Here is a 19,529-nt window from a genome sequence, read left to right as displayed (position 1 = left end):
TTCTCCATTTCTTTTAATGGTGATTAAATGACAAAAACAGTTTTTATCGTTGGTTCTAAGGGAATTCCAGCAAAATATGGTGGATTTGAGACCTTTGTTGAGAAGTTGACAGAGTTCCAACAAGACAAAGATATCCAATATTATGTAGCTTGTATGCGTGAAAATTCTGCTAAATCAGGAATTACAGCAGATACTTTCGAACATAACGGTGCTAAATGCTACAATATTGACGTCCCAAATATCGGGCCTGCACGTGCCATCGCTTATGATATCGCAGCTCTTAATAAGGCCATTGAGATTGCTAAGGAAAATAATGATCAAGCACCAATCTTCTATGTTTTGGCCTGCCGAATTGGTCCATTTATCTCAGGTATTAAAAAGAAAATCAAGGCTATCGGTGGTACCCTTATGGTTAACCCGGATGGTCATGAATGGCTTCGTGCAAAGTGGAGTCTTCCTGTTCGTAAGTATTGGAAAATTTCAGAGCAACTCATGGTTAAACATGCAGATCTCTTGATTTGTGATAGTAAAAACATTGAATCTTATATTCAAAATGATTATGCGAAGTATCGTCCTCAAACAACCTATATTGCCTATGGAACAGATACAACTAAATCTCGATTGACTAAGGTTGATGATAAGGTACGCACATGGTACTTCGAAAAGGGAGTTATTGAAAACAATTATTATCTTGTTGTAGGACGTTTTGTGCCTGAAAATAACTATGAGGCTATGATTCGTGGTTTTATGGCATCTAGCTCCGATAAGGATTTTGTTCTCATTACCAATGTTGAAGAAAACAAATTTTACGACAAGTTGCGCCAGGAAACTGGTTTTGACAAGGATCCTCGTGTGAAGTTTGTCGGAACTGTTTATGACCAAGAATTGCTCAAGTACATTCGTGAGAATGCCTTTGCTTATTTCCATGGTCATGAGGTAGGTGGAACCAATCCATCACTTCTTGAGGCACTGGAGTCAACTAAGCTCAATCTCTTGTTGGATGTTGGCTTTAACCGTGAAGTCGGTGAAGATGGTGCTCTCTATTGGAAAAAAGACCAATTGGCAAGTGTCATTAATCAAGCTGAACAATTGGATGAAAAAGCTATCGCAGACCTCAATCAAAAATCAAGTAAACGTATCGAAGAAGCCTTTACTTGGGAAAAAATTGTTACAGACTACGAGAAAGTATTTAAAGGATAGAAATGCAGAAAATTTTATATCTTCACGCTGGTGCCGAAATGTATGGTGCTGATAAGGTTTTGTTGGAGCTTATTAAAGGGTTGGATAAAGAAGCCTTTGAGGCTCATGTCATTTTGCCCAACGATGGCGTATTAGTGGGTGCATTGGAAGAGATTGGTGCTAAGGTAAAAGTTATCGATTATCCAATCTTGCGCCGGAAGTATTTTAATCCTAAGGGAATTCTTGAGTATTTTGGCTCTTATAATCGATATTCAAAGCAAATTAATAAATATGCTAAGGAAAATGGCATTACTCTTATTCACAATAATACGACTGCGGTACTTGAGGGAATTTATCTCAAACGTAAGTTGAAACTTCCTTTGATTTGGCATGTTCACGAGATTATCGTCAAACCAAAAGCAATCTCTGATTTCATCAACTTTTTGATGGGGCGTTATGCTGATACGATTGTGACAGTTTCAAATGCTGTGGCCAACCACGTGAAGAAGTCTCGCTTTGTAAAAAATGACCAAGTTCAGGTCATCTATAATGGTGTTGACAATGCCGTCTATCATGAAATGGATGCCAGCGCAGTTCGTGACCAGTTTGGTATCGCACAGGATGCCTTGATTATCGGAATGGTTGGTCGAGTGAATGCTTGGAAAGGTCAAGGCGATTTCTTGGAAGCAGTGACTCCAATCTTAAAGGCTAATCCAAAAGCAGTAGCCTTTCTGGCAGGGAGTGCTTTTGAAGGTGAAGAGTGGCGTGTTGATGAGTTGGAAAAGGCAATATCAGACTCACCAGTAGCTGGACAAATCAAGCGTATCGATTATTATAGTAAGACAACAGAGCTCTATAATATGTTTGATATCTTTGTTTTGCCAAGTACCAATCCAGATCCCCTACCAACCGTAGTTCTCGAATCAATGGCTTGTGGCAAACCTGTAGTCGGCTACCGTCATGGTGGTGTCTGTGAAATGGTTAAGGAAGGTGAAAACGGTCTTCTTGCCACACCAAATCAGCCTGCAGAATTGTCTAAGACCATCCAAGAATTAGCTGATAACACTGAGAAGAGAGAGCAATTTGGCAAGGCCTCTGTCAAACGCCAAAAAGAACTCTTTTCATTACAAAGTTATATTCGTAATTTCTCAGAACTATATAAGAAGTACTAATATGAACCGTGAAACACTAAAAAATAAATTAAAACCAATCGTTTATCCAATTATTAATTTTATTCCTAGACGAAGACTTAAGAATAAAAATTTTACGATTATTTGTGATAATTGTTGGGCTGGAAAAGTCTATCAGGAATTGGGCTTGCCTTATCAAACTCCATTTGTAGGGATGTTTGTCTTTTCGCCTGATTACATTAAGATGCTCAATAATTTAAAATACTATTTGAGTGGAAACATCCCCTTGAAATTTGTTAAGGAATCCAAATATATCAAAGACTTTGATAATGCCTATCCTCTAGCACTTCTTGATGATATTGAACTTCATTTCCTGCATTATGCAGATGAGGAAGAAGCAACTCAAAAATGGAACCGTCGTTTAGAAAGAATTCATTGGGATAATTTGTATTTCAAGTTCAATGATAATGATGCTTGTACTTACGAGCTGATGAAAGAGTTTGAAGAACTTCCATATAAGAGTAAGGTCATCTTCTCTTCTAAGAATTATAGTGATCTACCTTCCTTGGTTCATTTCAAATCAGCAGAGAAGCAAGGGCATGTTGGGATAGATTTGAAAACTTACCACCGCTATTTTAATGCTGTTACCTGGTTGAATAAGGGTGGAGAGGATTTAACGAAATGAAAAAGATAAGACTTATTATTCCATACTTTGGAAAACTTCCAAAGTTTTTCCCATATTTTTTGCTGACCGCCAAACGTAATCAAAAGATTGATTTCTTAATTTATACGGATCAAAATGTTGACCAATTGGAAATTTTGAACGCTGAGAATATTGAATTTAAGACTCTTTCGTTTGATGATTTAAGAAAAAAAGTACAGTCTAAATTTGATTTTGAAATTTCTCTCAAAACACCTTATAAATTATGTGACTATAAAGTTGCTTATGGGTTTATCTTTGAAGAGGAGTTGAAGGGATATGACTACTGGGGATTTTGTGATACAGATGTCTTACTTGGTGATATTTATCAATTTCTGGAAGAACATAGCTTTTTTGAGAATGACTATGCTCGATATGGTCTTTTAGGTCATCTCCAAATATTTAAAAATTCACAAGAAGTTAATCATGTATTTATGTCTGGGCAAGGTTTAAACTATCGATTAGATTATCATAATGTCTTTACTAGTGAGCAAAATTTTATTTTTGATGAGGCAGAAGGTATTCAAAAATTGTTTAAAAAATCTGGTTTTGAACAATTACAAGATAAGTTTTTTGATGATATTGATATCAGCCATTTTTCATTTCGAGAATATGGAGAAGATGAGCCTAAACGTTATTATTCTTGGTCACAGAAACATGGCTTGAAATCGATTAATTTAATTGATGGTAAAATAGTTATCAAACATCCGCTATATACACATTTTCAAAAAAGGACAATTGAATGTCCTGAATTTGAACTTGTAGAATCATTTTATGTTATTCCGAATAAGTTAGTATTTGGAGAAGAACTTTCGATACAAGAAATCGAAGAAGTCACTAAAAATAAGTTCTATTGGGAATATGTCAAGTCAACGTTTTTTAAAAAATTTAAAATGGAAAAATGGTCGTTAGAATTTATTCGCCATAAATTAAGGATGAGAGCTAATGAGTAATATAGATTTAAGCATTATTGTTCCGGTATATAATGTTGAGAATTATTTAAGAAGAGGTCTGGATTCAATTCTGTCGCAACCGTCATTAATAAATTATGAGATTCTATTAATTGATGATGATTCAAGTGATAATAGTGGTGCGATTTGTGATGAGTATCAAAAACATTATTCGAATGTTTTTGTTACTCATATTGAAAATAATGGTGTAGCAGAAGCTAGGAATCTGGGCATCTCTTTATCAAGGGGAAATTATTTATACTTTATGGATCCAGATGATTTTTTGTCTGATGATTTCTTTGAAAGGATATCCCCTCAATTTAATAAAAAATGGGATGTTCTTTGTTTTGGCTACAATGAGATTAAAGAAAATAATAATAATATTTTATCTTGTCGTTCTCATACATATAGTCAAACTGGAATTCTTGATAAAGGTGAATTTAGAAGTTGTTTTGTAGATTTATTTAAAACGGACATGATGTATAATGTTTGGTCAAGAGTATATAACAAATCGTTTATTTTAAAATACGATATAAAATTTCCTAGCAGATCAATAGGAGAGGACACATTATTCAATTTTCAAGTTTATCAACATTTAGATAACATTCTTTTTATTGATTCGACTCTTTATAATTACATTGCAGGTAGGAGTGGTTCTGCATTGACAAGTTTTCATCCTAAAAGAATTGAAATTCAATTAGATGAACTTCAAGAATTACGTAAATTGCTTGAACAGTTCCAATTAGAAGATGCTACATTAATTCAGGATATTAAGACCAAGATTATCATAAGTTCAGTTTTTCAAATTTCTAATTTAAAGTTGAGAAAACAAGAAAAAATAGAATTACTACAGTCTATTATTGCTAATAAAGCTTTTGACAAAATTTTTTCAGGAAATAGGAATCAACTGATTGGGTCTTATAAGACTCTATTAAGACAGCGAGATATTTCTTCTTTTCTTAGAAGATTGAGTATTGATCTTCTAACTAAAAAAAAATTTCGGACAGTCATCTTTATTGAAAAAATGAAAATGAATCCAATTTTACGTAAAATTGCTTTTAAATAAATTAGCTATTCTTATAAACAGTAAAAGGGTATTATGTTAAAAATTAAGTTTGAGAACCTTTTGGTTATTTTGGTCTTATCGTTAATTGTTGGGTACGATGTTATTATGACTTCGGTTCTTAATAAAACTCTCCCTCAGTTACCAACTATTCTCTTGATTGGTGTTGTATTAGTGTTGTCACTAAGGTTTTTATTTATTAAAAATTTCAGTATATTATTCATTGTTTCAGGAATTCTTTTAATCGTAACAAGTTTATGTGTTTTTTTACAAACTGGTGCTACCAATTTTCTCCTATACTCATTATTGATTTTACTACTATACGATGTTGATGTAGATGTTATTTTAAAAACTTATGTGTTTGTTGCTGGTTCAATTGTCATAGGTATATTCTTACTTTCATTAATCGGTCTTCTACCAAATTTACAATTTGCTCAAGTTAGATCTTCTGGATTAGTTATAAGAAATTCATTTGGCTTTATTTATCCTACAGATTTTGCCTCCCACTGTTTTTATTTATTTATTGCTTGGGGATATTTACTTAGAGAAAAGTATATTTGGCTAAGGGTGGCTGTTGGAGTAGCTTTGTCAGCCTTTATTATCAAATTTTGTGATGCTAGATTGAATTCTATGTCTGTTTTAATAGCTGTAATTATTTTTTTAGTAATGTACTATACTAAAGAAAAGAAATTTAAAGTTTATTACATACTACCCTACTTTGCGGCAATTTTTTCATCATTGATGTTTTATTTGTCTTCCCATTTTTCTTTCTCTTCACCATTTTTTGTTAAGTTGAACGACTTCTTCAGTATGAGACTTTTTTTGGGTAAAAATGCCCTTGATACATACAAGTTACACCTTTTTGGAACTAATAATGTGAAATTTATTGGTTATGGTGGTACTACAGAGTCAGTACTCAGTTATAATTATGTTGATTCCTCTTATATTCAAATGTTATTCTACTATGGAATTGTTCCTGTAGTCTTGCTTGTATTAGTTTATGTTTTGGCATCCATAAAAATTTATAAAGAAGGTAAAGTATTACTTCTTATGTTACTCTCCTTAATAACAATCAATTGTATGATTGAGGCATTTTGGATTAGACCAGGATATAATATTTTTATGTTTACATTATTTGCAAGTCTTGTTTCTGTTAATGAAATAAAAGATAAAAGAATTTAAGTAGAGATAATAAATGAAAGTTTTAAAAAATTACGCCTACAATCTTTCCTATCAATTACTGGTCATTGTTTTACCAATCATTACGACACCTTATGTTACTAGGATTTTTAGTTCTAAGGATTTAGGTACTTATGGTTACTTTAATTCGATTGTGACCTACTTTATTCTTTTGGCGACTTTAGGTGTTGCTAACTATGGTACTAAAGAGATTTCAGGACATCGAAAGGATATTCGTAAAAATTTCTGGGGTATTTATACCCTCCAATTGATTGCGACTATTTTGTCTCTTGTCTTGTATACATCATTATGTTTGTTCTTTCCTGGTATGCAAAATATGGTGGCTTATATCTTAGGATTAAGCTTGATATCGAAAGGAATGGATATTTCTTGGTTATTCCAAGGTTTGGAGGATTTTCGTCGTATTACCGCTAGGAATACAACGGTAAAGGTTTTAGGAGTTATTTCTATCTTCCTATTTGTGAAAACACCTGGTGATTTGTATCTCTATGTTTTCCTATTGACCTTCTTTGAATTGCTTGGGCAATTAAGTATGTGGTTACCAGCGAGACCTTACATTGAAGAACCGCAATTTGATTTATCTTATGCTAAGAAACATCTTAAACCTGTTATTTTGCTGTTTCTCCCTCAGGTTGCCATTTCACTATACGTGACTTTGGATCGTACGATGTTGGGTGCCTTGTCATCTACCAATGACGTCGGTATTTATGACCAGGCATTGAAGATTATCAATATCCTCTTAACACTAGTGACCTCTTTAGGTAGTGTAATGCTTCCTAGGGTATCTGGTCTTTTATCTAGCGGAGACCATAAGGCCGTTAACAAGATGCATGAGTTGTCTTTCTTGATTTATAATCTTGTGATTTTCCCGATAATAGCGGGTCTCTTGATTGTTAATAAGGACTTTGTGAGTTTCTTCCTAGGGAAAGATTTCCAAGAGGCTTATCTTGCCATTGCTATTATGGTCTTTAGGATGTTCTTTATCGGTTGGACAAATATTATGGGAATCCAGATTTTGATTCCACACAATAAACATCGTGAGTTTATGCTCTCTACGACTATTCCGGCTGTTGTCAGTGTTGGACTTAATCTCTTGTTAATTCCTCCATTTGGCTTTGTCGGGGCCTCAATTGTATCAGTTTTAACAGAGGCTTTGGTATGGGTTATTCAATTGAATTTTTCAAGGAAATTCATCAAAGATGTGTCAATCCTTCCAGCCATGTCAAAAATTATCTTAGCATCAGTTGTCATGTATTTTGGACTCTTTGTCTTTAAGATGTTTGTGCAATTGAAACCAATGCTAAATGTAGCAGTAGATGGTCTTGTCGGTGCTATCATTTATATCGTCTTGATTATTGTCTTACGTGTCGTTGATATGAAAGACTTGAAGCAACAGTTAATGAAAAACTAAGGAGAAAAATATGTACGATTATCTTATCGTTGGTGCTGGTTTGTCTGGAGCAATCTTCGCACATGAAGCTACAAAACGTGGCAAAAAAGTAAAAGTGATTGACAAGCGTGATCACATCGGTGGCAATATCTACTGTGAAGATGTTGAAGGTATCAACGTTCACAAGTACGGTGCCCACATTTTCCATACCTCAAATAAAAAAGTTTGGGATTATGTCAACCAATTTGCTGAGTTTAATAACTATATCAACTCACCGATTGCTAACTACAAGGGCAGTCTTTACAACCTTCCATTTAACATGAATACCTTTTATGCTATGTGGGGCACTAAGACTCCTCAAGAAGTTAAGGACAAGATTGCTGAGCAAACGGCTGATATGAAAGATGTTGATCCTAAAAACTTGGAAGAACAAGCCATCAAGTTGATTGGTCCAGATATCTACGAAAAGTTGATTAAGGGATACACTGAAAAACAATGGGGACGTTCTGCCACAGACCTTCCACCATTTATTATCAAACGTCTCCCTGTTCGTCTGACTTTTGATAACAACTACTTTAATGACCGTTACCAAGGAATTCCGATTGGTGGTTACAATGTCATCATTGAAAATATGCTTGGAGATGTAGAAGTAGAGCTTGGAGTTGACTTCTTTGCCAATCGTGAAGAGCTTGAAGCTTCAGCTGAAAAAGTTGTCTTTACAGGAATGATTGACCAGTACTTTGATTATAAACATGGTGAGTTGGAGTATCGCAGTCTTCGTTTTGAACACGAAGTCTTGGATGAAGAAAATCATCAAGGAAATGCCGTGGTCAACTACACAGAGCGTGAGATTCCTTATACTCGTATTATTGAGCATAAGCATTTCGAGTATAATACACAACCTAAGACAGTTATCACACGTGAATACCCAGCTGATTGGAAACGTGGAGATGAACCATACTACCCAATCAATGATGAAAAGAACAATGCCATGTTTGCTAAGTACCAAGAAGAAGCTGAGAAAAATGACAAGGTAATCTTCTGTGGACGTCTTGCAGATTATAAATACTACGACATGCACGTGGTCATTGAGCGTGCTCTAGAAGTCGTTGAGAAAGAATTTACTATATGACACAAGAAAAAATTGATATCGTTGTTCTTTGGGTAGATGGAAGTGCCCCAGAGTTTATCCGTGAGAAACAAGCAGTTACTGAGAATGTTTCTGATTTGAACCAAGATATTGATGGTGAGCAACGTTATCGTGATTATGGTATTTTTAATTACTGGTTCCGAATGATTGAAAAGCATGCTCCTTGGGTAAATAATGTCTATTTGATTACCAATGGGCAAAAGCCAGACTGGTTGAATTTGGAACATCCAAAACTCAAATTGGTTACTCATAGGGAATTTATGCCTAAAGAATACCTACCGACCTATAATTCAGCAGCTATTGAGCTTAATCTTCATCGTATTGAAGGATTGTCGGAGAACTACTTGTATTTCAATGATGATATGTACTTGATTAGAGACAGTCAACCTTCAGATTTTTATAAAAATGGTCAGCCTAAGCTTTTAGCTGTTTATGATGCCTTAGTTCCTTGGTCACCATTTACGAATACTTATCACAACAATGTTGAATTAATTTATCGCCATTTTCCTAATAAGAAGGCTTTGAAGTCTTCGCCATGGAAATTCTTTAATTTCCGTTATGGTTCCTTGGTTTTGAAAAACTTGTTACTCTTGCCTTGGGGTCCTACGGGATACGTGAACCAGCATTTACCTGTTCCGATGAAGAAGAGTACCTTGGCACATTTATGGGAAATTGAAGGTGAAACTTTAGATAAAACATCGCGAAATCCAATTAGAGACTATGGAGTAGATGTTAATCAATACATCTGTCAGCATTGGCAAATTGAAAGTAACCAGTTTTACCCTATGTCTAAAAGTTTCGGAGAGACAATCGGTTTGAATCAGGTGGATAAGCTGGAATCTATCTTTAAAGATAGACGTAAAAAACTACTTTGTGTGAATGATGATGTTGACTTTAAAGAGGAGAATATCATTCGTTTTAAGGAAATCTTGAATGAATACTATCCTGAAAAATCAGCTTTTGAAAAATGAGAAATAAGAGATGAAATACTATTTAAAAGAAGAATTTTTACACGATAACAATGTCAAAAATGCTGGAAATAAGGCACGGAATGATGTTGAAGTAATTTTAAATAAATTGGGTTATTCTCCATTAAAAGTTTTGGTTAAAGACTGGTATCAAATGAATGTGCTAAATGCTCAGATTCATAAATATAGAGCACATTCTAAAGCCTTTAAATTCTTAAACAAAAATGATGAAATCGTGATTCAATTTCCTTTGTTACATCATACTTTATTTCTTAGCAATTTGTTAAGAAAACTAAAAAACAAAGGTGTTAAAGTCTATTTTCTAATTCATGATTTAGAAACACTTCGTTTTGTGAATGATAAAACTTTACCCTTTAGGATGAAGTTACGGATGAAATTAACTGAAAGCGATACGTTCCGTAACGTTACAGGTATCATTGCTCACAATCCAATCATGAAATCTGTTTTAGTGGATAAAGGGGTTGCAGAAGATAAGATTGTTAGCCTTGGCATTTTCGACTATTTGATTCCAAATTTCCAAGAGAAGACAGGTCTAAGTAAGAATCAGCCAATTATTGTGGCTGGTAATCTGGCACAAGAAAAAGCTGGTTATCTTTACTCACTTCCTGCGAAACCTGCTTATAACCTTTATGGTGTTGGCTTCGACGAGAGCAGAGCTCTTGCGAATGAGACCTACTTTGGCTCATTCCTACCTGATGAGCTTCCTGCAGCCCTTGAGGGTGGTTTTGGGCTTGTCTGGGATGGTGATAGTGCTGAGACATGTAGTGGTGTCTTTGGCGAGTACCTTCGCTATAACAACTCTCATAAGGCATCACTTTACTTGGCCTCAGGATTCCCGCTTGTTGTTTGGAAACAGTCAGCCTTGTCTCACTTTGTGCTTGAGAATGGCTGTGGGATTGCAGTAGAGTCGCTTCATGATTTGAAGGCTACCATTGACAATCTTTCAGATACTGATTACCAAGATTTGCTTGAAAATACTAAGCGTGTCGGTAAAGGTATTCGTGATGGTCACTACCTACTTACCGCATTGAACAATTTGAAATAAGATAAAAAATCCTCACTAAGATGAGGATTTTTTGCATTATTTGAAGATTTTAAACTGGTATTGGGTTCCTGAAACTTTTCCGTTTGAGTAGATTGCTTTAATATAGTCGTCATAAGTAATTGACTTGGACTTACCTGCTTTTACGAGTTCAGGATCTCGCCATACATTTGGGTCAGTAGCATTGCTATCTCGCTTGGTGAGATAGAGGTACTCAATATAGGTTCTATTGTCGACAAAGGCCCCAGCAACCTTTTCCTTACCATTATCAGATCGTGTATACATACGAGTCGTTCCTCCACCATCTAGTAGGAAGGCAAGGCGAATATTTGAGTAGCCTATATTTTTTAAAAGTTTATATACGTCTTGGTGATTCAAGCCCTTATTGAGGGAGTTGTGACCATAGGTTTGTATAATACGGATAATACCGTCATAGGTCTCTACGTAAATAGAACGGGCATTTGGTTGGTCGGGGTCACCTTTCTCCCAGGTTTTATCTACCTTTTTATCCTTAATGAGAATACCAAAGGCACCTGTATCCCAACCGTTGCTTCCCATGTGGGTAAACATTTTAGCTGTGTCTATATTTGGGTAAGTTCCGGCAGTGATATTATTTTGATCATCTCCATATAGAAGGCCTGTTTTGCCCAATTCGATTTCCTTTTGAGCGAAGGGACGATCTAGTCCTTCGTAAGACCAAAAACCTGCGTTAATGAGAGCAAGAGCATCTCGTCGCTTAGCTTCGTACTTAATACTTTGCTCTGTGAGTTCAGGATTATTATCTTCGGTTCTTCCTTTTTGTAAGACATATTTTCCGTCCTTCTTGAAGGATAGAATCTGCATGTCTACATTTTTAATAGTGCCTTTTTCAAGTAGGACAGACTGATCTAAGAGCTCTTTATTTTTTATGGTAAAGCTCAATCCGCCCTTATTTGATGGCATGGAAAGCTTCTTAATATCTCGGTTGTTGAAGTAGATGGTGAGGTAGAGCAGTCCCCCAACGATGGCACTAATCATTAGAAGAGAAAACAGTATTCTTAAAATATTCTTCAATTTCATACTATCATTATAAACAATCTGGGCTTACAAAACAATCCTAAGACCATTAAATATCCAAGAATAGTATCAGTTTTTCTTATTATGGTACTGGTAAGCGTTTTCTAAAAGGGTTATAATAAGAGTAAGTTAGTCAAGGAGGTTCTTTATGACCATTAAGGTGATTGCAACAGATATGGATGGTACATTTTTAGACGATAAAGGGAGCTATGACAAGGAGCGTTTTAGTCAGATCTTAGATGCTATGGCTGCGCGTGATATGCACTTTGTCGTTGCATCAGGTAATAGTATGAGTCGCCTTAAACCCATGTTTGCGGAGACTTTTGACCGACTGCATTTTGTAGCTGAAAATGGTGGTCAGGTGGTTAGCTATGGCAAGCTTCTGTGTCAGGAGTTCATGGCATCAAATGATGTTGAAAACTTGCTAAGCTATTTTAATTATGATTTGTTGGATAGGTCAACTATATTTAATGGTGCTCAAGGCTCCTATATGTTAAAAGGGACTAGGGTTAATTTTGCTGAGATGATAACAGAAGAAGAGCAAGCCGCAATGGAAGCATCCATTCAACGTTTGAATGGGCTGGAGGATTTAGAGGATGATTTCATCAAGATTACCATGTTGCTGAGTCCTGAAGAGGCTAATCGTGTGTCACAGGCTTTTAATCGTGATTTTGATGGCAATCTAGTTGCTGTTCCCAGTGGTTTTGGTGCTATTGACTTCATTCAAAAAGGCATGCACAAGGCTTGGGGACTCAAGCAGCTTCTTAACCACTGGGACTTGTCTGAGTCCAATGTCATGGCCTTCGGTGATGGTGACAATGATCTTGAGCTCCTGCAAATGGCTGGCCGCTCTTATGCGATGGAAAATGCCAGCCCTGCTCTTTTGCAAGTGGCAGACCAAGTAGCACCGCATCATAAGGATCAAGGTGTCTTGACTATCTTAGAAGATTATTTAGGTTTATATTAAAAAAGGGTGGTAAAGAAATGAAATTATATTTAATGCGACATGGTGAGACATTATTTAATACACAAAAGCGTGTTCAGGGATGGTGTGACTCTCCCCTAACTGAAAATGGAATCTGTCAGGCAGAACAAGCTAAGCAGTACTTTGCGAAGAAAGGTATTTCCTTTGATGCTGTCTATTCATCTACGCAAGAGAGAGCAACTGACACGGCAAAGATTGTGGCGCCTGAGTACACTGTAACCCAGCTCAAGGGAATTAAAGAAATGAATTTTGGGTCTTTTGAAGCTCAACCAGAGCATCTCCTACCCAAACATCGTCCAGGTTCACGATCCTTTGAAGATCTCTTGGTCCCATACGGTGGCGAAGATATTCGCAAGGTTGGACAGAGGGTTTTAAAGACTGTCGTAGAGAAAGCAGAAGAACATACTAAAGATGGTGCTGAGAATCTCCTATTTGTCAGTCATGGGGCGGCTTTATGGGGATTAATCATTACCATAGACTTAGCCTTTCCTGAAGGAGTGCGTTTTGGGAATTGCAATATTTGTGTTTATGATTATAACCAAGGTCAATTGGAGCTTCTTCAGGTGATTGATCCGATTTCTGGTTTAGAGGTAACATTATGAAAGAATTTTATTTAATGAGGCATGGAGAAACACGATTTAATGTTCATCATAGGCTTCAGGGGGTCTGCGATGCCCCTTTGACGGAAGTCGGGATTGAACAGGCTAAAAAGGCTGGTCAGTATCTAGCCAAGCAAGAGCCAATTTTTGATCATGTCTTTACGTCAACCTCTGAGAGAGCTAGCGATACTCTAGAAATTGTGACTGGACGAACAGACTATGAAAGACTTAAAGGGCTTAAAGGACAGGATTTTGGTGCTTTTGAAGGGCAGCCAGAGTATCTTACTCCTAAAACCTTACCTGATGGACAAGGCTTTGGTGATTACTTTGTTCAATTTGGTGGCGAGAGTACGAGCCAGGTCCGGGATCGTATGGAGTTGACGATTAGGGCCATCATGGAGAGTGTGGCCGATGGTTCTAAGTCCTTGCTGGTTAGTCATGGTCCATCTATTTTGCAATTCTGTAGACGTGTTTTAGATCCTGTTCCAGATATTCGTGGTCTTAAAAATTGTTGTATTTTACACTTTACTTATGACCAAGGTCAATTTGGACTGGTCTCAGTTTATAATCCAGTAGAAGAAGAGTATATCTATGGAGGTGAAGAATGACACGATTCTATTTAATGCGACATGGACAAACACTTTTTAACACACTCAATCGAATTCAAGGTTGGTGTGATTCCCCTTTGACTGAAAAAGGTCAGGACCAGGCTCGTCAGGTGCGTGCCTATTTTGAAAAACATGGTTTGACTTTTGATCAGTATTACTGCACGACTACTGAAAGAGCTTCTGATACGCTTGAATTGGCTACTGGGGGTACTGATTATAAACGTGTTAAGGGACTTAAAGAGATGCACTTCGGTATCTTTGAGGGGCAACCGGAGTATCTTCATCCTAAAATTCAAATTCAGGGGCATTTCGGTGACCATTATGCTCAGTTTGGTGGGGAAAGTCAAGATCAGTTTGTAGAACGAGTGGTAAATGGTGCAAGAGAGATAGTGGATAAACATCCTAACCAATCTATTTTGGCTGTCAGTCACGCAGGAGCTTTGATGACTTTTCTTCATGCTGTGGAGCCGGAGCGTACCTTTCAGTCTTGTCCAGGCAATTGCGCCATCTTAGTCTTTGATTACGATGGATCGAACTTTCACTTTGTCAAACTGATTGATCCTTTAACGGATCAAGAGTTGGTGGAATTTTAGTGGCTTTCATGATCAAAGATAGTAAAAAACCCTTTCTTAGTGTATAATGGAAGGGTATTTTAAATTATGGAGTGCCTATGAAATTTACAAAAAATCAGTTCATTTGGTTGGCTGTCCTCTTTTTCAGCTGTTTCTTGATTTATACTTACTGGGAAACAGTTGTTTCAATTTGTAACACCATTTACGTTGCTAGTCAGCCCTTCCTGGTTGGAGCAGGGATTGCCTTTGTGGTAAATATCCTGATGTCTTTTTATGAGAAGCTGCTGGTCAAGTTTATTCCATTTGGTTTTATCGCTAAAATCAAGCGTCCTATTGCTCTGCTCTCGGCATTGGGAACCATTGGTTTGGTCTTTACTTGGGTCGTGTTCACTGTTCTTCCTGATTTGATTGACAGTATCAACACCTTAATTAGTCAAGACCGCTCAGCTATTAATAACTTGATTAATTGGTTGCTTAAAAACAAATCCTTGCAAAAAATTATTCAAGATTTTGGTGGTGTGACACAGGTTAGAGAGCTAATCAATAGCTATAGTGCTCAGTTGCTTCAACAAATCATGAATGGTTTGACCAGTTTCTTGACTTCTTTAACGAGTCTGCCATCAACCTTGATTAATCTTTTTATCAGTATTGTCTTTTCTTGTTATGTCTTAGCTGGAAAAGAGAAACTTGGGAATCAGGTCAATCGTTTGGTAGACGTCTATTTAGGACGTTATGGTAAGACTTTCCACTATGTAGTTGCTATTCTCAATAATCGATTTCGTAATTTCTTCGTCTATCAGTCGCTTGAGGCTTGTATTTTGGGGACCTTGTGTTATATTGGGATGATTATCTTTAATTTCCCTTACGCTGCAACCATCTCTATCCTAATTGGTTTTTCAGCAATGATACCGGTTGTGGGGGCTTATATTGGTGTGACGATTGGTACCATCTTGATTATGACGCACTCTGTGACCTTGGCGCTTTTGTTTGTTGCCTACGTGGTTATTTTGCAGCAGTTTGAAGGGAATCTCATCTATCCTTATGTGGTCGGTGGATCTACCGGACTTCCTGGTATTTGGGTTATCTTCGCAATCACCATAGGTTCTGCCTTGGGTGGTATCTTAGGTATGTTGGTTTCTGTGCCAGTAGCCGCAACCCTATATCAGATTGTTAAAGATAATGTTGTTAGGCGAGAAGAAGCCAAAGCAGCAAGTGCTCTTGAAAGTAATGACTAATTCAAACAGACTTAGGTCTGTTTTTTTCGTGCTATAGTATCAGATTTCAATAAGATAGCATAAGTGTAATCGTTTTCCAAGTGTTATACTATTAGTAACTTGAACAATGCAAGGAGATAAACGATGACATATACATTTCCAAAAGATTTTCTCTGGGGTGGTGCAACAGCTGCCAACCAGTTTGAGGGTGCTTACAACCTAGATGGCAAAGGGTTGTCCGTACAGGATGTAACGCCAAAAGGCGGTGTTCCCTTTGAACCCGGGGCCTTGAATCCTTTGATTACTGACCAACCAACACTAGATAATTTAAAACTAGAAGGTATAGATTTCTATCACCGTTATAAAGAAGACATAGCACTTTTTGCAGAGATGGGCTTTAAGGTCTTCCGCATGTCAATTGCATGGACTCGTATCTTTCCAAATGGTGATGATGCCGAGCCAAATGAAGCAGGTCTAGCCTTCTACGATAAGGTTTTTGATGAATTGGCCAAATATGGCATCGAACCGCTTGTAACCTTGTCCCATTATGAAACACCACTCAACTTGGCGCGTCGGTACAATGGATGGACTAATCGTAAATTAATTAGTTTTTATGAGAATTATGTTCGTACAGTCTTCACACGATATAAAGATAAGGTCAAATATTGGTTGACTTTTAATGAAGTGAACTCTGTTTTACACGCACCGTTCATGTCAGGTGGGATTGCAACTCCGATGGAAGAGCTCTCTAAACAGGATCTTTACCAAGCAGTTCACCATGAGTTAGTCGCTTCGGCTTCAGCAACCAAGATTGGTCATGAGATCAACCCTGACTTTAAGATTGGTTGTATGGTTCTTGCCATGCCAGCTTATGGAATGACAGCTAATCCTTTGGATCAGTTGGCTGTTCACGAGTTTGAAAATCAAAACTATCTCTTCTCAGATATCCATGCGCGTGGGAAATATCCAAACTATATTAAACGCTATTTCAAAGAGAATGGTATTGAAATACAATTTTCTCCAGGTGATGAAGAAATCTTGAAGAATACCGTTGATTTTATTTCATTCTCATATTATATGTCTGTGGCAACAGCACACAATCCGCAAGACTATAAGGTTGGAAAAGGCAACATCTTAGGTGGTGTCGAAAATCCCTATCTTGAAAAATCTGAATGGGGTTGGGCTATTGATCCAATCGGTCTTCGACTAGTTTTGAATGACTTTTATGATCGATATCAGTTGCCATTGTTTATCGTCGAAAATGGTTTAGGTGCCAAGGATGTTCTTGTTGATGGCCCAGATGGTCCAACAGTTGAAGATGATTATCGTATTGATTACCTTCAAAAACACTTGATTCAAGTTGGCGAAGCTCTTCAAGACGGTGTAGAACTTTGGGGCTATACGACATAGGGGCCAATTGATTTGGTATCAGCTTCAACGGCTGAAGTCAGTAAACGTTATGGCTTCATCTACGTTGATCGCAATGATGATGGTAGTGGTAGCTTAGCTCGTTATAAGAAAAAATCATTTGTTTGGTATAAGTCTGTTATCGAAAGTAATGGTGAAGCCCTTTACAAATAGAATATGGCTAAGAATCTCAAAATTACTCGAGATTCTTTTTTAGTATTAAAGTACAACATTGATATATCTGGATTACTATTGCTATGAGTGAAAATAGAGTATTTCAATACACAATAACTTTGTTTATGTTCTTCCACATATTTTCTGAAAAAGTGGTAGAATAAAAGTGTGAAAGCGTTCTTATATTTTCCGAAGAAGTAGCGAGTCTATCTCTTTGCTTTTCCTACTTAGATGGAGGTAACGATAATGAATGATTTGAAAAAAGTTCTCTTAGCTGGAATCGGGTTGACTGCTATGACAGTTGATAAGGCCGATAGCTTTGTCAAAGAGTTGGTTGAAAAGGGGCGTTTGACTGTTGAAGAAGGTAAGGAACTGGAACAAGAGCTCAAACGTCAAAGTAAGGAAGAAGCTCAAGAATTTTTAGCGAAACTTGATGCTAAGAAATCTTCAGTTGAGTATGCGACTAAGGATGATGTGAAACGTCTTGAAGAAAAACTTGACGCTTTGCTCAGTCAAAATAAATAAAATGTAAGGAGTCTAAAATGGCTAGTAAACGATTGAGACATGTGTTGAAGGTTTTCTCGTCAGTTGGTCTCCTTTCTTATCGTGAAAAACACCTTCCTCAAGATCAACAGACAACACCTGTCAAGCTACGCCAAGCCTTTGAGCAATTAGGACCTAGTTTTGTTAAAATTGGTCAAATCCTATCCACGCGCTCTGACCTTTTGCCAGAAAACTATATCAAAGAATTATCAAAGCTCCAGAGCTCAGTTCCTCCCTTGAATAAAGAGGAAGTCATGACTGCCATTAGGCGAGAATTACCTAATGAGCTTTCTGACAGTTTCCTTGATTTTTCGGAAGAACCCTTAGCTTCTGGTTCTGTCGCTCAGACCCATCGAGCTAGATTATTGTTTGGTCAGGAAGTGATTGTAAAAATCCAGAGACCTGGTATTGATGAGGTCGTTAAGGAAGATATTCAGCTTCTCATTAAGCTTGCACGGCATATACCAAAGCATTTTATCCCCATGGTCGATGTTCAGGAGGTTTTGGAAAATCTGCGTGAAACCTTAATTAAGGAACTAGATTTCAGGAATGAAGCAGAGGCCATGAAGTGCTTTAAGGCCAATAACAGGGCTGTTGCTTGTCTAGGTGTCCCCGAGGTCTATGATACCTTCACGACACCTCACCTCATAGTTGAAGAGTATATCAATGGGATTCCGCTTAATCACTACAGCCAACTGATTGAGGCTGGCTATGACTTAGAAGATGTGGGCAAGAAGCTTATGCTGTCATTTATCAAGCAAGTCTTCAAAGATGGCTATTTTCATGGTGACCCCCATCCTGGAAATCTGTTGGTACGTGATGGCAAGATTTATTTCATTGATTTTGGAATTATGGGGGAGTTGGAAGTGGGGATGCGTGCGTCCTTAAATGACATCCTGTACAGTTTTACCGCACAAGATGTTGATGGTATGACCAAGGCCATCTTGTCCGTTACACAATTTGATAATGGTCTTAATCGTGCAGTTCTAAGTCAAGATGTAGAGCAAATGTTAGGTCGTTATTCTGGTATTGACTTGGGAAGTCTCTCTATAACAGATTTGCTGCAGGATTTGATGGCTATTTTCCAGAAAAATCATCTTAAAGCCTCCTCTCAAATTACCATTTTGGAGAAGGCTTCGCTTCAAATTGAGGGGATTTTCCGAGAGTTAGCGCCAAATATGGATCTTATGACCCTGGCCAAGGATTACTTCCTAGAAAATATGGGACCTGACATGCTTAAGCAGGCCCTGAATAAAGAGAGTATCTTGATTGAACTCTTTTATCTGATTCGCAATGGGAAGAACATTCCACGTCGTCTGCATCAGCTTTTGGAGCAAATTTTAAACGGACGAATTGTGGTGAACCATGATTTTATTAACTTTTCGGGTCGAATTAAAGTTTTTGAGAAAGCATTAAATAATCTGGTTTTTGCCTTATTGACATTGGGATTTCTACTTTCCGGTGCCCTTTTGGCTAATAAATCAGGTTTTGAAAATCTTGCCTGGCTATTTCTTGGACTTGGAACTTTTCTAGCTTTAATCACAGTAGTGCGTATAATATTTAAGAAAAAAGGATAAA

At 37.1% G+C, this 19,529-nt stretch carries 18 protein-coding genes and 1 pseudogene; 18 read left to right on the top strand and 1 reads right to left on the bottom strand.

Going from position 1 to position 19,529, the window contains the following annotated elements; translation table 11 throughout:
• Nucleotides 1–27: 27 nt before the first annotated feature.
• Genes cps2T through H7T99_RS00275 form a run of 10 tightly spaced genes read left to right on the top strand, consistent with a single transcriptional unit; the run spans nucleotide 28 to nucleotide 10,796 of the window.
• Nucleotides 28–1,200: a beta 1-4 rhamnosyltransferase Cps2T gene (cps2T, locus tag H7T99_RS00320; protein WP_021144219.1), complete on the top strand. Its 1,173-nt coding sequence runs from the start codon at nucleotides 28–30 to the stop codon at nucleotides 1,198–1,200.
• Between the two features lie 2 nt (nucleotides 1,201–1,202).
• Nucleotides 1,203–2,351 carry a glycosyltransferase family 4 protein gene (locus tag H7T99_RS00315; RefSeq protein ID WP_021144218.1) on the top strand — a complete coding sequence of 383 codons (1,149 nt, stop codon included), beginning with the start codon at nucleotides 1,203–1,205 and terminating at the stop codon, nucleotides 2,349–2,351.
• Nucleotide 2,352: 1 nt separating this feature from the next.
• A complete protein-coding gene (locus H7T99_RS00310; RefSeq protein ID WP_021144217.1) occupies nucleotides 2,353–2,994 on the top strand; it encodes a DUF1919 domain-containing protein in 642 nt (213 codons plus the stop codon).
• Complete coding sequence (locus H7T99_RS00305) at nucleotides 2,991–3,962, top strand: DUF6625 family protein (protein WP_037600570.1); 972 nt, start codon at nucleotides 2,991–2,993, stop codon at nucleotides 3,960–3,962. The genes H7T99_RS00310 and H7T99_RS00305 overlap by 4 nt, the downstream gene beginning before the upstream one ends.
• Nucleotides 3,955–5,025 (top strand): glycosyltransferase family 2 protein, encoded by a 1,071-nt coding sequence (locus tag H7T99_RS00300; RefSeq protein ID WP_037600573.1) that lies wholly within the window; start codon nucleotides 3,955–3,957, stop codon nucleotides 5,023–5,025. Before H7T99_RS00305 ends, H7T99_RS00300 begins: the two co-directional genes overlap by 8 nt.
• A gap of 33 nt (nucleotides 5,026–5,058) precedes the next feature.
• Nucleotides 5,059–6,204, top strand: a complete 1,146-nt coding sequence (locus H7T99_RS00295; protein ID WP_037600576.1) for a polysaccharide polymerase — start codon at nucleotides 5,059–5,061, stop codon at nucleotides 6,202–6,204.
• A gap of 13 nt (nucleotides 6,205–6,217) precedes the next feature.
• Entirely contained in the window at nucleotides 6,218–7,633 is a 1,416-nt protein-coding gene (locus H7T99_RS00290) for a flippase (protein WP_021144213.1), read from the top strand.
• Nucleotides 7,634–7,643: 10 nt separating this feature from the next.
• On the top strand, nucleotides 7,644–8,744 hold the full coding sequence (glf, locus tag H7T99_RS00285; RefSeq protein WP_037600581.1) for a UDP-galactopyranose mutase: 1,101 nt from the start codon (nucleotides 7,644–7,646) through the stop codon (nucleotides 8,742–8,744).
• Nucleotides 8,741–9,733, top strand: coding sequence for a stealth family protein (locus H7T99_RS00280; protein WP_021144211.1), 993 nt, complete (start codon nucleotides 8,741–8,743; stop codon nucleotides 9,731–9,733). The genes glf and H7T99_RS00280 overlap by 4 nt, the downstream gene beginning before the upstream one ends.
• A 10-nt stretch (nucleotides 9,734–9,743) precedes the next feature.
• Entirely contained in the window at nucleotides 9,744–10,796 is a 1,053-nt protein-coding gene (locus H7T99_RS00275) for a galactofuranosyltransferase (RefSeq protein WP_037600584.1), read from the top strand.
• Nucleotides 10,797–10,832: 36 nt separating this feature from the next.
• On the opposite strand, the gene H7T99_RS00270 is transcribed toward H7T99_RS00275, so the two are convergent.
• On the bottom strand, nucleotides 10,833–11,852 hold the full coding sequence (locus tag H7T99_RS00270) for a phosphodiester glycosidase family protein (protein WP_196242588.1): 1,020 nt from the start codon (nucleotides 11,850–11,852) through the stop codon (nucleotides 10,833–10,835).
• Nucleotides 11,853–11,997: 145 nt separating this feature from the next.
• Here H7T99_RS00270 and H7T99_RS00265 point away from each other — a divergent pair, with 145 nt between their 5' ends.
• From H7T99_RS00265 to H7T99_RS00230, 8 genes and pseudogenes are all read left to right on the top strand, one after another.
• On the top strand, nucleotides 11,998–12,816 hold the full coding sequence (locus tag H7T99_RS00265) for a Cof-type HAD-IIB family hydrolase (RefSeq protein WP_037600589.1): 819 nt from the start codon (nucleotides 11,998–12,000) through the stop codon (nucleotides 12,814–12,816).
• Between the two features lie 17 nt (nucleotides 12,817–12,833).
• Entirely contained in the window at nucleotides 12,834–13,436 is a 603-nt protein-coding gene (locus H7T99_RS00260; RefSeq protein WP_037600592.1) for a histidine phosphatase family protein, read from the top strand.
• Nucleotides 13,433–14,041 carry a histidine phosphatase family protein gene (locus H7T99_RS00255; protein ID WP_037600594.1) on the top strand — a complete coding sequence of 203 codons (609 nt, stop codon included), beginning with the start codon at nucleotides 13,433–13,435 and terminating at the stop codon, nucleotides 14,039–14,041. The genes H7T99_RS00260 and H7T99_RS00255 overlap by 4 nt, the downstream gene beginning before the upstream one ends.
• Nucleotides 14,038–14,634 (top strand): histidine phosphatase family protein, encoded by a 597-nt coding sequence (locus H7T99_RS00250; RefSeq protein ID WP_037600597.1) that lies wholly within the window; start codon nucleotides 14,038–14,040, stop codon nucleotides 14,632–14,634. The genes H7T99_RS00255 and H7T99_RS00250 overlap by 4 nt, the downstream gene beginning before the upstream one ends.
• Nucleotides 14,635–14,711: 77 nt before the next feature.
• Nucleotides 14,712–15,848, top strand: coding sequence for an AI-2E family transporter (locus H7T99_RS00245; RefSeq protein ID WP_037600600.1), 1,137 nt, complete (start codon nucleotides 14,712–14,714; stop codon nucleotides 15,846–15,848).
• A 123-nt stretch (nucleotides 15,849–15,971) separates the two neighbouring features.
• Nucleotides 15,972–17,408 (top strand): annotated as a pseudogene (locus H7T99_RS00240) (glycoside hydrolase family 1 protein).
• Nucleotides 17,409–17,654: 246 nt separating this feature from the next.
• Nucleotides 17,655–17,933, top strand: a complete 279-nt coding sequence (locus H7T99_RS00235) for a phasin family protein (protein ID WP_013990645.1) — start codon at nucleotides 17,655–17,657, stop codon at nucleotides 17,931–17,933.
• Nucleotides 17,934–17,950: 17 nt separating this feature from the next.
• Nucleotides 17,951–19,528: an ABC1 kinase family protein gene (locus H7T99_RS00230; protein WP_037600603.1), complete on the top strand. Its 1,578-nt coding sequence runs from the start codon at nucleotides 17,951–17,953 to the stop codon at nucleotides 19,526–19,528.
• The last annotated feature ends 1 nt before the right edge of the window (nucleotide 19,529 follow it).

The sequence above is a fragment of the Streptococcus sp. 17.1 genome, assembly GCF_016648655.1.
Taxonomy (GTDB): Bacteria; Bacillota; Bacilli; order Lactobacillales; family Streptococcaceae; genus Streptococcus; species Streptococcus salivarius_E.
Note: the sequence above shows the minus strand (reverse complement) of the source record. Positions and strands in the feature narration are given on the sequence as shown.

Bases quoted from the DNA above. Each gene is read 5' to 3' on its own strand.
- cps2T (WP_021144219.1), top strand. From the start codon at position 28: ATGACAAAAACAGTTTTTATCGTTGGTTCTAAGGGAATTCCAGCAAAA.
- H7T99_RS00315 (WP_021144218.1), top strand. From the start codon at position 1,203: ATGCAGAAAATTTTATATCTTCACGCTGGTGCCGAAATGTATGGTGCT.
- H7T99_RS00310 (WP_021144217.1), top strand. From the start codon at position 2,353: ATGAACCGTGAAACACTAAAAAATAAATTAAAACCAATCGTTTATCCA.
- H7T99_RS00305 (WP_037600570.1), top strand. From the start codon at position 2,991: ATGAAAAAGATAAGACTTATTATTCCATACTTTGGAAAACTTCCAAAG.
- H7T99_RS00300 (WP_037600573.1), top strand. From the start codon at position 3,955: ATGAGTAATATAGATTTAAGCATTATTGTTCCGGTATATAATGTTGAG.
- H7T99_RS00295 (WP_037600576.1), top strand. From the start codon at position 5,059: ATGTTAAAAATTAAGTTTGAGAACCTTTTGGTTATTTTGGTCTTATCG.
- H7T99_RS00290 (WP_021144213.1), top strand. From the start codon at position 6,218: ATGAAAGTTTTAAAAAATTACGCCTACAATCTTTCCTATCAATTACTG.
- glf (WP_037600581.1), top strand. From the start codon at position 7,644: ATGTACGATTATCTTATCGTTGGTGCTGGTTTGTCTGGAGCAATCTTC.
- H7T99_RS00280 (WP_021144211.1), top strand. From the start codon at position 8,741: ATGACACAAGAAAAAATTGATATCGTTGTTCTTTGGGTAGATGGAAGT.
- H7T99_RS00275 (WP_037600584.1), top strand. From the start codon at position 9,744: ATGAAATACTATTTAAAAGAAGAATTTTTACACGATAACAATGTCAAA.
- H7T99_RS00270 (WP_196242588.1), bottom strand. From the start codon at position 11,852: ATGAAATTGAAGAATATTTTAAGAATACTGTTTTCTCTTCTAATGATT.
- H7T99_RS00265 (WP_037600589.1), top strand. From the start codon at position 11,998: ATGACCATTAAGGTGATTGCAACAGATATGGATGGTACATTTTTAGAC.
- H7T99_RS00260 (WP_037600592.1), top strand. From the start codon at position 12,834: ATGAAATTATATTTAATGCGACATGGTGAGACATTATTTAATACACAA.
- H7T99_RS00255 (WP_037600594.1), top strand. From the start codon at position 13,433: ATGAAAGAATTTTATTTAATGAGGCATGGAGAAACACGATTTAATGTT.
- H7T99_RS00250 (WP_037600597.1), top strand. From the start codon at position 14,038: ATGACACGATTCTATTTAATGCGACATGGACAAACACTTTTTAACACA.
- H7T99_RS00245 (WP_037600600.1), top strand. From the start codon at position 14,712: ATGAAATTTACAAAAAATCAGTTCATTTGGTTGGCTGTCCTCTTTTTC.
- H7T99_RS00235 (WP_013990645.1), top strand. From the start codon at position 17,655: ATGAATGATTTGAAAAAAGTTCTCTTAGCTGGAATCGGGTTGACTGCT.
- H7T99_RS00230 (WP_037600603.1), top strand. From the start codon at position 17,951: ATGGCTAGTAAACGATTGAGACATGTGTTGAAGGTTTTCTCGTCAGTT.